This is a genomic window from Bradyrhizobium sediminis, from assembly GCF_018736105.1.
Classification (GTDB): domain Bacteria; phylum Pseudomonadota; class Alphaproteobacteria; order Rhizobiales; family Xanthobacteraceae; genus Bradyrhizobium.
Genome location: NZ_CP076135.1, coordinates 4,341,972 through 4,356,681 on the forward strand (window position 1 = coordinate 4,341,972; position 14,710 = coordinate 4,356,681).

Genomic DNA, 14,710 nt, shown 5'->3' on the forward strand with positions numbered 1-14,710 from the left:
TGAGTGTCAAGACGCCGATCATTATGGATTGGCAACCGGCGGCGTCAGCGCCAGCGGCGGCCGCGGCTTCGGCGGCTGCCGCACCACGTTCGGCGCCGGCCTGACCTCGATCGGCGGCGGCAGCGGCGCCGCCTGCTGCTGGCTCGCCATGGGCGCATTGGAACTTGCCGGGCTCGCCGCGTTGGGAACCGGCGTGCCGGGCGGATGCGGCACGCCGGCCCTGGCCTTCGGCGCGAGCCGGCGCGGATCGCGGCCTGGAATCGGCACTTCGGAAGTTGGCAGCGGAGGCAGGGCCGCCTCCGGTGGCTCGCTCGAAGACGAGGCGGTTGCCGGCGGCGGCAGCGAAGCCGGCAATGGCGGGGACGGCTCGCCGCGCTCGATCGCTTCGAGCCTTCGGGTTTCGCGATCGATCGCCCGCACCGCCAGCCATGACGACAACGCCGCGACGTCAACCGTGCGATCGAGCGCATCGGGCGGGCCCGCGGCAAACAGCTGAATTTCCGCGCGGCTGGCCGCCGGCCCGGCCGCCGTCGAGGCCAGGTTGGCGCGGATGTCGGCCTGGTCGGCGGGAATGTCGTAGCCGCCCGACACGATGACGCGCGCGCCTTCGGCCTCCAGCGTGGTCGCGCCGACGCGGATCCGGCCATCCCTGATGTTGAACGGAACTTGCGCCGGCTTGATCGACAGCACACCCGCCGACAGCACCGGCTCCACGATCTGCCGCAGCCTGGCGTCGTCGGTCGCCTGCCCGCCGTCGCTGGCGCGGACCGCGGCCTCGAAGGCGCGCGGATCGAGCCCGGCAATGCGAGCGGATTCCAGCGTCACCGTTCCGCTTCCGGACAAGGCGCCGGTCAGCGCCGAAGCGCTGCGGCCCTGGCTCGCCAGCGTCATCTGCATCGAGGCGCGGCCTTCGGGCATCTTCAGCCCGCGATAGCGCAGCGCAGCACCTTCGACGCCGCTGAACTGGACGCGCGCATTCAAGGCAATTCCATTGGCGGTCGCTTTGGCGTCGATAGTGGCGCTCGCCTCGCCGCCGCCGATATCGCCCTTGATCGCATCGAAGCCCAGCGACTGGCCGTCGCTCCTGACCGCGCCGCTGACCGGACGCAATTCGCCGCCGCCCGGCAGCGCGCCGCGCAGCGCCTGGAACGCGATGCGGCCACGCCAGCCCTTCAAGAGCCCGGAGCCGAGCGGCTCGGCGGCATCGTGTCCCGCCGCGCCGATCGCAAGCGCGAAAGCCGGCCCGAGATCGAGCGTGTCGAGGCCGACTTCGCCCTCGACGTTCTTTTCCTCGTCAAGGACCAGCGCCATGCGGCCGCGCAGCCTCGAGCCCGATATCGTGCTGTCGAGATCGTCGAAGCTCAGCCTGTTGCCCGCAAGCGAGACGCGCGACGACAGGCTGATGTTCCGCGCCGGGCTATCGGACGGCTTGAGATCGAACAGCGGCGCAAGATCGACGCTGCGAGCCCTCAAATTGACGCTGGCCTTCGGCTCGGCCGCCCACGGCTCTGCTGTCCCCTCGGCTTCGGCGTCGAGACCGGTTCCCGACATCTTCACCTTCAGCCGCAACGGCGCACGCCACACGCCCGCCAGGGAACCTTCGAATTGCGCCGGGCCATCGCCCGCGGCGATCGCGCGATCGAGCCCCAGCGGCGCCAGCAACGAACGGCCCTGCTCTGCGGACAGTTTCGATTCGATGTTGATCTCGCTGCGCCCGAGCGCATCGAGATCGATCCCGCGCACCGCGGTGATCACCGGCCTTGCCGTGATCGTGGCGGTGCCCTTGATCTGCGGTATGTCGAAATCGAACACCGCGCGTGCGCTGGCGCGATCGGCCTGCTGAGGGTTCTTGTCGAGATCGAGCGACAGTTTGAGGCGCACCGGGCCGGGGCTTGCCGTGATCGCATTGAGCCGCGCCGCGACCGCCGGCGCCAGCGGCACGATCAGGCCGGTGATCTGTCCGAGCGACGCGGCGCTCGAATTCAGCGTCAGCTTCCCGGTGGTGTTGACGCGGTCGAAACTTCCCGTGCCCTCGACCGTCACGCCGCCGGCCTCGCCGATCTTCAGCTGATCCAGCGAGAACATCTTCGCGCCATAGCCGAGCTTCGCCATCAACGGCCGCAATTCCTGACCGGCCGATGTCGCGCGGCCGATATCGAGCGTCAGCTGCGCCTCGTCCGGCCACTCGGCTTGCGGACCCGCCAGCGAACGCGCCAAGGCGAGCGCGGCGTCGAGATCGAGACGTTCCGCCTTCAACCCAGCCTCGAACCGCGAGCCGCCGCCGCCCGTGGAAATCGCAACCCGCCCCTCGACGGTGTTGCCCTCGATCTCGGCCTTCATGGCTTCGAGCCCAACGCGATCCTGACCCACGGTCAGGTCGCCGCGCAGCCGCAGCGGCTTTTGACTGCGATGGATCACCTCGCCGCGGCCCTGCAGCCACGTCACCAGGGCATCCGGATCGGAGGAATCGACGCTGAGCGCACCGGTGAAGCTGCCGGGCTGCGGGTTGGAGCCGCTCAAGCTGACGCGGGTCGCGCCCGGCGCCCGAAACTCAAGCCGGTCGATGCTCCAGGATTTGGCGTCGGTCTGCAACCCGGCGGCAAGATTCTGCACCGGGCGCCCGCCCAGCATGATCTGTTCGGCGCTCAGTTCGATCTGCGCCGGGACCGGTGAAGTCTGCGGGATCGCGGCCATCACTGCGCGCAAGCCCGGCAGCAGCCGGGCCGGCTCACCGGCGCCATTGCCCTTGGCGACGAACCGGTCGGCGTCGAGCTGCCGCGCCGACAGCGTGGCGCGAAGCAGCGGCGAAGCGCCGAAGCGAATGTCGCCGGCGCCTGAAAATCTCAGCGCGTTGTCCTCGGTGCCGTAGCTGGCCTCGATTTGCTCAAGCCGCGCGGCGGATGGATCGGCCTTTGCCTTGGCCGATATTCGCCACGGCGTGATGGGGACATCTGTGGCGGTCTTGAGTCCGGCGGGAGTGGCCAGCGTTACCGCGCCTTCGAAACGCGGGGCGCGCGCCTCGAAAGAAAGCACGCCGTCGAGATCGGCCGATAACGCACGCGCGCCGGGATCGATATTGAGATGAACGCGGGTGCCGTTGCCGTCGGGGGTCTGACCGGACGACACCCGGAACGGATAGCGCACCCCTGACAGCACGAAATTGCCGTCGCCGCGCACCGAGCCGGCCAGCGAACGCACGTCGCCGCTGAAGGCGATGTCGTTCAGCTCCAACGTGCCGCGGCTCGAGGCGTCGTGCAGCGCGATGCGGCCGGTCAGGTTCAACCGGTCGATCGCCAGCGACCCCAGATTGAATTTCCCTGAAGATGCCGGCCAGTCGATCCTGCCTTGCGAATCCAGACCGAGATCGAGCGCCATGCCGTTGATGGTCAGTTCGGTGGCACGCCATTCGCCGCGCATCAGCGAGCCCAGGCTGAATTCGACGTCGAGCTTGTCGGCGCGAACCTTGCCGAGATCGTTGGCGCCGCCGACCGTCACCGAGCGCAGCCGCAGCGACGGCGCCGGCAGCAGACGCGCGTCCAGTTTACCGGCGACGCGTACCGGCGCGCCGATCACCCGGGTGGCCTCGGCCTCGAATTGCGGCCGGAACTGGTTCCAGTCGATGAAGTATGGCCCGATCAGCGCGGCTACCAGCGCGATGATGAAGGCAATCGCCAATCCGAGCAGCGTCGTCTGCACGGTGTCTCCCTTTGGGCACGCCCCGGCGCGATGGCGGCCCGGGACGGCCCACCCGCCGCCACGCTGACATCAACGCCGGAGCGGGACCATATATAGAGGCAATAGTGGCGAAGTCACAGCGGCGCGTGCGACGGCTCGGCGCCGGAAGCCGTTACCAGCTTGCCGGCAGCCGCTTGAGGCCGCGCAGCACGAAGGTCGGCCGCCATTCCGGATTCTCGGCATCGTCGAGCCGCAGCTCCGGCAGCCGCCGCAACAGGGTCCCGATCGCGACTTCCGCCTCGATTCGCGCCAGTTGGGCGCCGAGGCAAAGATGAATGCCCCCGCCAAAGGACAGCGGACGGATCTTGGGGCGGGTGATATCGAGACGCTCCGGCCGATCGGGATAAACCGCCGGGTCGCGATTGGCGGAACCCAGCAGGCAGAGCACGGTCTCGCCCTTCGGGATTTTCTTGCCGCCGAGGTCGTCGATGTCTTCCAGCGCCACCCGGCCGGTCATCTGCACCGAGGAATCATAACGCAGGAATTCCTCGATGGCGTTGGTGATCAGCGCGGGGTTGGCCTTGAGCAGCGCGAGCTGATCGGGGTTGCGGTAGAGCGCGAGGAGCCCGTTGCCGATCAGGTTGACGGTGGTCTCGTGGCCGGCGCCGAACAGCAGGATGATGTTGGCGGTCAGTTCCTCATTGGAGAGCTTGCTGCCGTCTTCCTCGGCCTGCACCAGCTGCGTGGTGAGATCGTCGCCGGGATTCTTCCGCCGCAGCTCGAACAGCTGCTGGAAATACATCTGGGCCATCGCGTTGCTGGCGTTGCCCTGCTCGATTTCAGCCTTGGTCAGCGGCACCGGATCGAGCAAGCGGCCGCCGTCGCGCGAGCCGTTGTAGAAGGTCTCGCGGTGCTCCTCGGGAATTCCGAGCATGTCGCAGATGATCGTGACCGGCAGCCGGAACGCGAAATCCTCGATCAGGTCCATATGCCCCTGGGCAGCGATGCGGTCGAGCGTGTCGTCGACCACCTGCTGGATGCGCGGACGCATGTCCTCGACCCGGCGCGCGGTGAAGGCTTTCACCACCAGGCCGCGCAGCCGGGTGTGGTCGGGCGGGTCCTGCTGCAGCATCCAGTGGCTCATGCTGCGGAACACCGGCTCGTCCATGATCTGCGGCCCGTAGCGCCGCTTCGAGCGCTCGACATAGTCCTTGCCGAAACGCTTGTCGCGCAGCACCAGGCTGGCCTCGGCGTGGCGGCTCGCCACGAACATGCCGAGCGGCGTCAGATGCATCGGATCGGTGGTGCGCAGCCGCTCGTAATGCGGATAGGGATCGCGAATGAACTCCGGCGCCAGGGGATTGAAAAGCGGCGCGCTGGTCGTCGTCTGAACATGCTCGTTCATGGTGACCTCAATCAGTTGCCGCGCTGAAATACCCGCACATTCGGGCGGATTGGCGCTGTCCTCAGGGCCGGACCGGTTGTCATCCGGACCATTTGAAATTGGATACACTGTTGTATCGAGTTGCATTCTGAACTAAAATTGACTGATGTCAAGAGTTCGAACCAGACCGACCAGGGACGACACCTGCGAAAAGCTGTTCGAGGCGGCGGCGCGCGTGTTCGAGGAACAGGGCATCGGGGGCGCCAGCATCGAGGCCATCGCGGCGGCGGCCGGCTTCAGCCGCGGAGCGTTCTATTCCAACTTCAAGAGCAAGGACGAACTGATCATCGCCATGCTCGAGGATCACGTCGCGCAATCCATCCGGCGCAGTCTCGATCTCCTCGCCAAGCACAGGAGCCTCGCGGATTTCATCGATGCGCTGAAGACCATGGACCGCAGCCAGCAGGATCCGCTCGGGCGTTCGCCGCTGCTGCACATGGAGATGATCCTGTTCGTGGCGCGCGCCGAAAAGCGCAGGCCCGACCTCGCCAAGCGCCTGCGCGCCCGGCGAAAACTGGTCGCGGACATCGTCGAGACCACGTTGAAGAGCAACGGCAAGAACGGATTCATCAATCCGGCGTGGACCGGCGCAATCCTGCTGGCGCTGGAGGACGGCTTCCGCCTGCACCGCCTGATCGATCCGGAGACCACACCGGCCGACAGCTTCCTGCGCGCCATCGGCGATCTGCAGCGAGGGATGGGTATTTCATCGAGCTGAACCGCGCCTGACGCGGCGCTTGGCCCACAAGCCGCCGATATCGGCAAGCCTGTAAACGGGATATCACGGCAAGCATCTCAAAATGTCACAGTCAAGCCGCCGCTTCGACCGGCGAAGGTCCAGTGGCCGCAAAATCAATTGTCGGCCGCAGCATAATGTGAACATGAATAGGACCGGACGGGACTGGAAGGCGGCGCGGCGCCGATTGCGGATATCGCAAGATTTTTTTTGAAGTCATATTGCTCCCACAGGACCACGTTATGCGTCGCTTAGGCAGCCTTCCGCGCGCGTCCCTTTACGCGCTGCTGGCCATCATCGGCTGCTTTTTCGCAAGTGCCGGGCCTGCCGTGAGCCAGCCGCTGGTGAAGTCCGCCATTCAGGTTGATGCAGGCAATACCAAGCTGGTCGGACAGACCTTCGCATTCCGGCTGACCTACAACTGCACCAGCATCTCCGGACCGTGCCTCAACGGGGAAGTCGATGATCTCCTGCCTGCCGAGGTCACTTTCATGTCGACCGTGCCGGCAGCGCCGACCGGCGATATCGCGGCGGTCAATGTGACGCCGAATTTCGGCGGGTCTGGCCGAACCCGGGTTCAATTTGTTTTTGTCAGTCCACTGACCGCCGGCAACAGCGGCGACCTGATCGTCAATGTCCAGTTCCCGGCCGGCACTGCGGCGGGCACGACGGCCTCCAACACCGCCGACGCCATCAATCTCGGAGCCTCACCGGGCACGTTCACCACGCCGGCGGTGACAGTCACGGCCAAGGCTGCGCCAACCGTGACGGCGACCGCTCCCACCACCGGCACCACACTCGGAGGCACGGCCGTCACCATTACCGGCACCAATTTCATCGGCACCCCAACCGTGACCATCGGCGGCAATCCAGCTACCGGCGTGACGGTGGTCAACGGCACCACCATCACCGCCACCACGCCGGCACATGCCGTCGGTGCGGTCGATGTCGTGGTGACGACACCGGGCGGCACCGGCACCGGATCGGGACTCTACACCTACACGACGCCGGCTCCGGGCGTGACGGCGATCACCCCCAACAGCGGCACCCGCCTTGGCGGCACAGCCGTCACCATCACCGGCACCAACTTCACCGGCACCACTGCCGTAGCCATCGGCGGAATCGCCGCGACCGCCTTCGCCGTCGTCAACGACACCACCATCACCGCGACCACGCCCGCACATGCGCCGGGCACGGTCGACGTCGCGGTGACAACGCCGAGCGGCCCCGGAATCGGAGCGGGCCTCTATGCCTTTGCCCAGACCTCAACCAGCACGACGCTGACCTCATCGCTCAATCCCGCCACCGTCGGCCAGGCAGTGACGTTCACGGCTGCCGTGAGCAGCGGGAGCGGCACACCGACCGGCAGCGTGACGTTCATGGACGGGACGACAAATATTGGGAGCGCGGCCCTGTCCGCAGGCACAGCGTCGCTCACCGTTTCGACCCTGACAGTAGGTGTGCATTCGATCACCGTAGTGTATGCGGGCAATGCGAATTTTGCATCGAGTACGTCGGCCGTGCTCGCACAATCCATCAATGTCCCGGCCGACAGCACGAATCTGCGCGCGCTTCAGATTGCCGCGACGAAAATGGTGGCACAGGGCTCCGGCCAGGCGATCTCCGGCGCCATCGATGCGGCGATCTCGGACGGATTCAGCGGCAACCAGCCGCCGGTCTCGCCGTCGGGATCCGGGCTCCGGTTCAATTTTGGCGCCGAGGTTCCGGACGGTGCCCATAGCGGCGCGACGCAATACACCCTGCGCGATCCCGCGATGTCATCAGGACCAGGCAGCGGCCGCGTCGATCACGCCTTCTCGGCGCTGGCCTCGATCGACAAGGCAGCCAAGGCACCGCCGCCGCGCGCGACACCGCGCGAGTGGCTGGCCTGGGCCGACGTGCAAACCAGCCGCGTCAACCAGCAGCATGGTGCGCTCACGGGGCCGACATTCTATGGCGGTCAAATCAATGCGCTGATCGGCCTCACCCACAAACTCGCGCCGGACGTTCTGGTGGGCGTGCTCGGCGGCTATGAGACATTCGACTACCGATCCGACGCGCTGGTCGGTCGCCTGAAGGGCGACGGCTGGACCGTCGGTTCTTACCTCGGCTGGAGAATATTGCCCGGACTGCGGTTCGACGCCGCCGCGGCCTATTCGGGCATCGGCTATGACGGCACCGCCGGCACCGCCGCCGGCACGTTCAATGGAAAGCGCCTGCTGGTGACCAGCGGACTGACGGGCAGCTACGTGGCCGGCGGTTTCACCATCGAACCATCGGCCAAGGTGTATGCGCTGTGGGAACGCCAGAACGCCTATGTCGATTCGCTGGGCACGTCGCAGGCCGAGCACAGTTTTGCGACCGGCCGCGCCTCCGGTGGCTTGAAGGTGATCTATCCGGTGGCGTGGACATCGAGCGTCGGCATTGCGCCCTACGCCGGGCTTTACGCGGACTACTATTTCACCGGCGACGATGCAGCGGTGCTGATCGCTCCCGGCTTGCTGGCGTCGCAGCCGTTCCAGACCGGCTGGTCCGCGCGCACCGTTGCGGGTATCGCGACAAGCTTTGCGAACGGCGCCGTCGTTACGCTCGGCGGAGAGTACGGCGGCATCGGCAGCCATACGCAGCTGTGGACCGTCCGCGGCCGTGCCAACGTTCCGTTCTGAAGTGCTGCTCAGGCCGGCCTATTCGCTTTATGCAATTGCCCCGCGACGGCCCGGACCTTGCCGGGCGACGCCTGCCAGATCGCGACCGCGGACAACATGCTAAGGCCAATACCGATCGCAAAGGCGACCGTATAGCTGCCCGAGAGATCGTGCAAAAAGCCGGTGAACCAGGGTCCCGCGGCGCCTCCCGCCAGCGCGGCGAGCATGATGGTGCCGAAGATGCTGCCATATTGCTTGCCCTGAAAGATCTCCAGCACGATCGCGCCGATGATCGAGGTCATGCCGTAGCCGAGCGCGCCTTGCGTCAGAATCATCAGGTAGACCAGCAGCACGTTTGGATGGAACTTCAGCGCGATCAGGGCCGCGAAGCAGATCGCAAAACCCATGCAGCTCGCCGTCCAGATCCATTCGCGCCCGATCCGGTCGGAGAGATGCCCGAGCCATATCTGGCCGGGAATGCCAAGCAGGCTGACCACGCCCAATGCCCAGACCGCGACGCCGGAGCTGAAGCCGATGTCGAGCAGGTATTTGGTCTGGTGAACCTGCACCGCGTACCAGACGTACAAGCCGCAGAAATAGCCTGATGAGAGCCACCAGAAGCGCGCGGTGCGCATCGCGCGCCGCAGGGTCCAGTCGATGCCGGCCCAGACAGGATCGACGATGTTCGATATCGGCTTCGCCGATGTCGCCGTCGGCGCGGCATCGCCGTCGGGCAACAGCCCGACGTCCTCGGGGCGCTTGCGCAGCAACAGGTTGATCGGCGCCAGCACGACCAGGATCATGATCCCCATCGCGGTGCAGGCGGTGCGCCAGCCGGTCTGCTCGATCATCAGCTGCACCCAGGGCAACAGGGTGACGGAGCCGATGCCGACGCCGGCGAAGGCAAGGCCCATGGCGAGACCGCGTCGGCGGTTGAACCAGTTGGGCAGGAACAGCGACTGGCCGGAATAGCCGAGACAGACGCTGCCGGCGCCGACCATGACGCCGATCGTCAGGTACAGATGCCAGGGTTGCGTCGTCAGCGGCGCCAGCAACAGGCCGCCCGCCATCAGCGCGACGCCTGTTTCCATCACCGCACGTGGGCCATAGCGGTCCATCATGCGGCCGATCAGCGGGCTCACCGCGCCGGAAACCACGAAGCCGAACGAGAAGGCGCCCGCGGTGACGCCGCGCTCCCACCCGAACTCGTCGATGATCGGCGGGAAGAACAGCGAAAACGCCGTGCGCGCATTGACGCCGATCGCCATGGTGACGAACGTCACGACAACGATGACCCAGCCGTAGAAGAAGGGAAGCCGCATCGGATACCTTTGCTGTCGGGATATCCGGATATGTGCAGCCGATCAATCTTTGCTTTTGGGTACCCCCTGCGCGGCGCGCTGCCCTTGACCCCAAGCGAACATCGTGCCGGCGTTGCGGCGCTATTTTATGCGGTAGCTGGCGTGACAACCGACGCATTGCGCCGTGATCTCGGCCAGCCCCGCAAACGCCGGCTTCAGGTCGCCGGTAACGACCGTATCCTGAGCCGCGATTGCAAAGCGGCTGGCCGCGCGGTGCATCGCCGTTCCGGCATCCTGCATTCCCTGCGGCATGTGTTTGGAAGCTTCCGCTGCGCCGTGCAGCCCCAGCGACGACATTCCGAGCCGCGTCTCCGCGATGCTGGCGGCCTTGTCCGCATGACCCATGCCGAGTTGCGACTGAATCTCCTGCAGCGCCTGCAGATGATCGCGCATGTTGGCGAGCGTGTCCTCGACCAATGCCGCGGGAAACTTGACGAACTGCCGAGCGTCCGGCGCGCGCGGAACGGGAGGATCATGCCGGTGCTGATGCTGGGCAACGGCGAGTGTCGCGCTGCCGCCGGCCAGAACCGCAGCAACGATGGCCACCAGAATTCGCATAAATCCCCTCTCGATCGTTCGGCACTGTAGCGCGATCCGCGCTCAGCTTGTATGATTTGGATCATACGGCCGAGCGGGTCCAGGAAAATGCTCACACCAGAGAAATTGCTGTCGGCATTGCCCGCCGAAGCGCTCAAGGCCGCTTCGGAGCGGGACCTTGCCAAGGGAACCCTGCTGTTCGCACAGGGCGCCAGGCCGAAAGCGATGCATTGCGTGCTGTACGGCGAAATCAGGCTGGTGCGCACCTCTTCTGCCGGTGCAGACATCATCCTGCAACGATCGCGCGGCGGTTTCATCGCCGAGGCCAGCCTCGACCAGGCCTCCTATCACTGCAACGCCGTGGCGATCGAACGATCGCGCGTTGTCGCCATCCCCCGGGACGCTTTTCAAAGGGCGCTGGCGACCGCGCATTTCAGGGACGCCTGGATCGGCTATGTCAGCGCGGAGTTGCGCCGTGCCCGCGCCCAGAGCGAACGTCTGATGCTCCGGACCGCGCGCGAACGCATCAGCCACTTCATCGAGACGGAGGGCCGCAATGACGCGGTCAAACTCGACTATACCAAGAAGGCGTGGGCCGCCGAGCTTGGCTTGACCCACGAGGCGCTGTATCGCGCACTCGCGTCGATGATCGCGGCAGGAGAGCTGTTCGAGCCGCGCCCCGGCCTGTTGAGCCTCGTCAAATGAAGACCCGCCGGCGGAAGGAGGACCAACCGGCCAATGCCCTTGCCAAGGCGGCGGCGGGAATGGATCATCAGAAAACGAGCAAACGGGGTGGCAATGTTATCGAGACGACGCCTGCTCTGGATCGGCGGTGGCGTCGTTGCCGGTCTGTCGCTGTTCCCAAAGAGCGCACGAAGCCACGGCCCGGCTGCAAGTCATGCCGGCAGTCCGAAACTGCAAAAATTCGTCGATCCCCTGCCCCGGCTCGATCAGGCGCTGAAACCGAGCGGCACCCACGAAGGCAGCCCACTCTACGAGATCGCGATGCGCGCCGTCCGTCAGCGCCTGCATCGTGACCTGCCGCCGACGCCGCTGTGGGCCTATGCGGGTCAATTTCCCGGACCGACGCTCGATGTCCGCACCGGGCAGAGGATCTTCGTTCGCTGGGTCAATGAAATTCCGGACGGCGATTTCTTGATTCCACAGGCGTTCGACGCGCATCTGCACGGCACCCATCACGGCGAGCCGCCGACCAAGACCGTCGTGCATCTCCACGGCGCCGTGGTGGCGCCCGACAGCGACGGCCGGCCCGACGCATGGTTCAGCAACGGGTTCGCTCAGCGCGGAGCCGAATGGACGAGGGAGATCTATGAATATCCAAACCAGCAGGATGCCTGCCTGCTCTGGTATCACGATCACGCGATCGGCCAGACGCGGCTCAACGTCCATGCCGGACTTGCCGGCGCCTACCTCATCCGTGACGACCATGAAGACGCCCTTGGCCTGCCGGGCGGCGACCACGAAGTCCTGCTCATGATTCAGGACCGCAGCTTTGCGCCCGATGGCTCGCTGACTTACCCGATGGCGGAATCGGCAGGATCGGCGGATCGTCCGGGACCGTGGGTTCCGGAGTTCTTCGGCGATACCATTCTCGTGAACGGCAAAGCGTGGCCGCATCTGGAAGTCGAGCCGCGGAAGTACCGGCTGCGCATTCTCAACGGCTCCAATGCGCGCTTCTATCAATTGCGCCTCGCCGACGGCCGCAGCTTCCTGCAGATCGGGACCGACCAGGGGCTGTTGCCGGCCCCGGTGGAAGTGCGCCGCCTGTTGCTGGCGCCGGCCGAGCGGGCGGACGTCATCGTCGACTTCCGCGGCGCGCGCGGATCGATCCGCCTGTTGAACGATGCACCGACGCCCTATCCGAACGGCGAGACCCCGGACCGCCGAACCACGGCAAATGTCATGGAATTCCGTGTCGGCAGACGTCTCGCCCGGCCGGACACGGCGCGCATTCCCGACAAGTTGCGCGCCGTCAATCCGTTATTGGAACGCGAGGCCAAGGTGCGCTACATGGCCTTCAGCGAATACAAGAACGCGAAAGGCGAGCCGACCGCAGTCCTGCTCAACGGGCGAAAGTGGGATGCGCCGGTCACGATCCAGTGCAAGGTTGGCGATACCGAAGTGTGGCACCTGATCAACCCCACGGAGGACGCCCATCCGATCCACCTGCATCTCGTCCGCTTTCAAGTGCTCGATCGCCAGAAGTTCGACGGCGACGATTACCTGAAGGCATGGAACGCGGAGATCCCCGGCGAAGGTCCCGATCCGATTTCAGCCGAGCCCTACCTGCGCGGCAGCCGCATCCCGCCGCCACCCCAGGAGCGCGGATGGAAAGATACCGTTCGGGTCGATCCCGGTGAGGTCGTCCGCATCATTGCGCGCTTCGATGGCGTTCCCGGAAAATATCCGTGGCACTGCCATGTGCTCGAGCATGAAGACAATGAGATGATGCTGCAATTCGAACTGGTGCCGTGATTCCCTGAAATTCGCCGCAGCGAACGGGCAGTCTTGAAAATTTGGTTTGACGAAGCGCGCCATTTTGCGCCCAACTCAGTCCTTACGATCTTGCAGGCCACAAATTGCGACCACCCCTTTCAAAAACCATCGCTGCCGCGGGTGCCGTTCCATCGCGCCGCCATTTTCCGTTGCGCTTCAACCGCCCGCAATGGTGGATTGTCGTCTGCGTGCTGACCGTCGCTGGCCTGACCCTGATGCGCGGGATATTCGCCGCCAATTTTCCCCTGCGGGTGGATGAAGCTTATTACTGGACCTGGTCGCGAGAGAGCGTCATTTCCTATCTCGACCATCCGCCGATGATCTCGTGGTGCGTCTATCTGGGGACGCTGATCTTCGGCGACACCAATTTCGGCGTCCGATTCAGCGGGCTGCTTGCCATGCTGGTCATGCAGCTTCTGCTCGCCGACATCGTCTGGCGAACGCTGCGGGACTGGCGGTACGTCCTGCTGGCCGTGCTGCTGCCGGAAGCCGCGTTCGACTACGGTCTGCTGATGGCGAAAGTGGTGCCGGATACGGCGCTGATCGCGTTCTCGCTCGCCATGGTGTGGGCGCTGGCGCGGCTGGCCTTGTCGGGCAATCTGCGATGGTGGCTGCTGGCCGGCGTATTCGGCGGGCTTGCCCTCTTGTCCAAATATACCGTCGTTCTGCTGTTGCCGGCGATCGCTGGATATGCGGTCGTCCCGTCGTGGCGAAGGACGCAGCTTTCGAGTCCCTATCCATGGCTGGCAGCGTTGATCGCAATCGCGATCTTCTCGCCGGTGCTCTACTGGAATGCGACCCACGACTGGGTGTCGTTCAAGTTCCAGCTCGACCGGCCGGTGCAGTTGCAGGGATGGTCGCTGAAATTCCTGGGCGAGTTCGTGGGAAATCAGTTCTTCCTGCTGGGTCCGATCCTGTTTCCGGTGGTTCTGGTCGGCGCGACCGGGCTCGGGCGGCGAGGATTTCGTGCAGGGGATCCGATCGCGATCCTGCTCTCGATGTGCGTCGCCGTTCCCTTCGGATTTTTCCTTTGGCGCTCGCTCTACGGCCGCATCGGCGATAGCTGGCCGCTGTTCGTCTGGCCGTTCGGGTTTGCCTGCGTCGCCATCAACATCAAGCGCTGGCTGCAGGAAGCGCCGCATTCATCCGTCGCGCGGATGGGACCGTGGGTTGCGGCAACGGCAATTCTGACCGGAATAGGCTTCGTCGTGCTGGCGACGGTCTACTACACCGCAGGCAGCGCAAACTACCTGGCGAAAAACGATCCGATCGGGAAAGAGGCTGGTTTCGGCCAAGTGGTCGAAGCCGCCAATCGGGAGCGCGAAAAAGCCGGCGCGACCTGGTTCGCGACCACGGACTATCGGATCTACTCGATGCTGAGATGGCACCTCAGGGACCGTTTCCCCGTCGTTCAGGTCAATGAACGAAACCGCTATATCGGTTTTGGCACTACAGAGGCGGACATCGCCGGCCCCTCCGCGCTCTATGTTGCTCCGCAGGACGAGGCCGGCGGCGCGCTTTGGAAGACCACCACCGCGGTGCTCGAGCCCCTGGGATCGGCCGATCTGACCTGGCGCGGCGTGCGCTACGATACCTACCTGATGCAGAAGCTCACCCACTGGAAGCCGGTGCTTTCACCGCCCCCGGGCGATCCGTTTTATGTAGGCAGACCGCATTAGAGCATGGAATCGTAAATCGGTAATGCAGCCATCCTTCGAGACGGCCGCTTCGCGGCCTCCTCAGGATGAGGTCTAACTTTGTTGATACACAACGACCCTCATGCTGAGGAGCGAGC

The 14,710-nt window shown here is 65.3% G+C and carries 9 protein-coding genes; 5 read left to right on the forward strand and 4 right to left on the reverse strand.

All coding sequences use genetic code 11. From position 1 onward, the window contains the following. Positions 1–21: 21 nt before the first annotated feature. Positions 22–3,696, reverse strand: coding sequence for an AsmA family protein (locus KMZ68_RS20760; RefSeq protein WP_215613026.1), 3,675 nt, complete (start codon positions 3,694–3,696; stop codon positions 22–24). Between the two features lie 151 nt (positions 3,697–3,847). Beyond that, positions 3,848–5,080: a cytochrome P450 gene (locus KMZ68_RS20765; RefSeq protein ID WP_215613027.1), complete on the reverse strand. Its 1,233-nt coding sequence runs from the start codon at positions 5,078–5,080 to the stop codon at positions 3,848–3,850. 145 nt (positions 5,081–5,225) lie between these two features. Between KMZ68_RS20765 and KMZ68_RS20770 the strand changes: the two genes are divergently transcribed. Both KMZ68_RS20770 and KMZ68_RS20775 read left to right on the forward strand, forming a co-directional pair. Continuing rightward, positions 5,226–5,837: a TetR/AcrR family transcriptional regulator gene (locus KMZ68_RS20770; protein WP_215613028.1), complete on the forward strand. Its 612-nt coding sequence runs from the start codon at positions 5,226–5,228 to the stop codon at positions 5,835–5,837. A gap of 260 nt (positions 5,838–6,097) precedes the next feature. Then, positions 6,098–8,521, forward strand: a complete 2,424-nt coding sequence (locus tag KMZ68_RS20775; RefSeq protein ID WP_215613029.1) for an IPT/TIG domain-containing protein — start codon at positions 6,098–6,100, stop codon at positions 8,519–8,521. A gap of 8 nt (positions 8,522–8,529) precedes the next feature. On the opposite strand, the gene KMZ68_RS20780 is transcribed toward KMZ68_RS20775, so the two are convergent. Beyond that, positions 8,530–9,822, reverse strand: coding sequence for an MFS transporter (locus KMZ68_RS20780; RefSeq protein ID WP_215613030.1), 1,293 nt, complete (start codon positions 9,820–9,822; stop codon positions 8,530–8,532). Between the two features lie 120 nt (positions 9,823–9,942). Then, entirely contained in the window at positions 9,943–10,419 is a 477-nt protein-coding gene (locus KMZ68_RS20785; protein ID WP_215613031.1) for a hypothetical protein, read from the reverse strand. Positions 10,420–10,506: 87 nt separating this feature from the next. On the opposite strand from KMZ68_RS20785, the gene KMZ68_RS20790 reads away from it, so the two are divergent. From KMZ68_RS20790 to KMZ68_RS20800, 3 genes are all read left to right on the forward strand, one after another. After that, complete coding sequence (locus KMZ68_RS20790; protein WP_249779434.1) at positions 10,507–11,103, forward strand: Crp/Fnr family transcriptional regulator; 597 nt, start codon at positions 10,507–10,509, stop codon at positions 11,101–11,103. A 93-nt stretch (positions 11,104–11,196) separates the two neighbouring features. Then, positions 11,197–12,894, forward strand: coding sequence for a multicopper oxidase family protein (locus tag KMZ68_RS20795; RefSeq protein WP_249779435.1), 1,698 nt, complete (start codon positions 11,197–11,199; stop codon positions 12,892–12,894). Between the two features lie 209 nt (positions 12,895–13,103). Beyond that, positions 13,104–14,594, forward strand: coding sequence for a glycosyltransferase family 39 protein (locus KMZ68_RS20800; protein ID WP_249779436.1), 1,491 nt, complete (start codon positions 13,104–13,106; stop codon positions 14,592–14,594). Positions 14,595–14,710 lie beyond the last annotated feature (116 nt).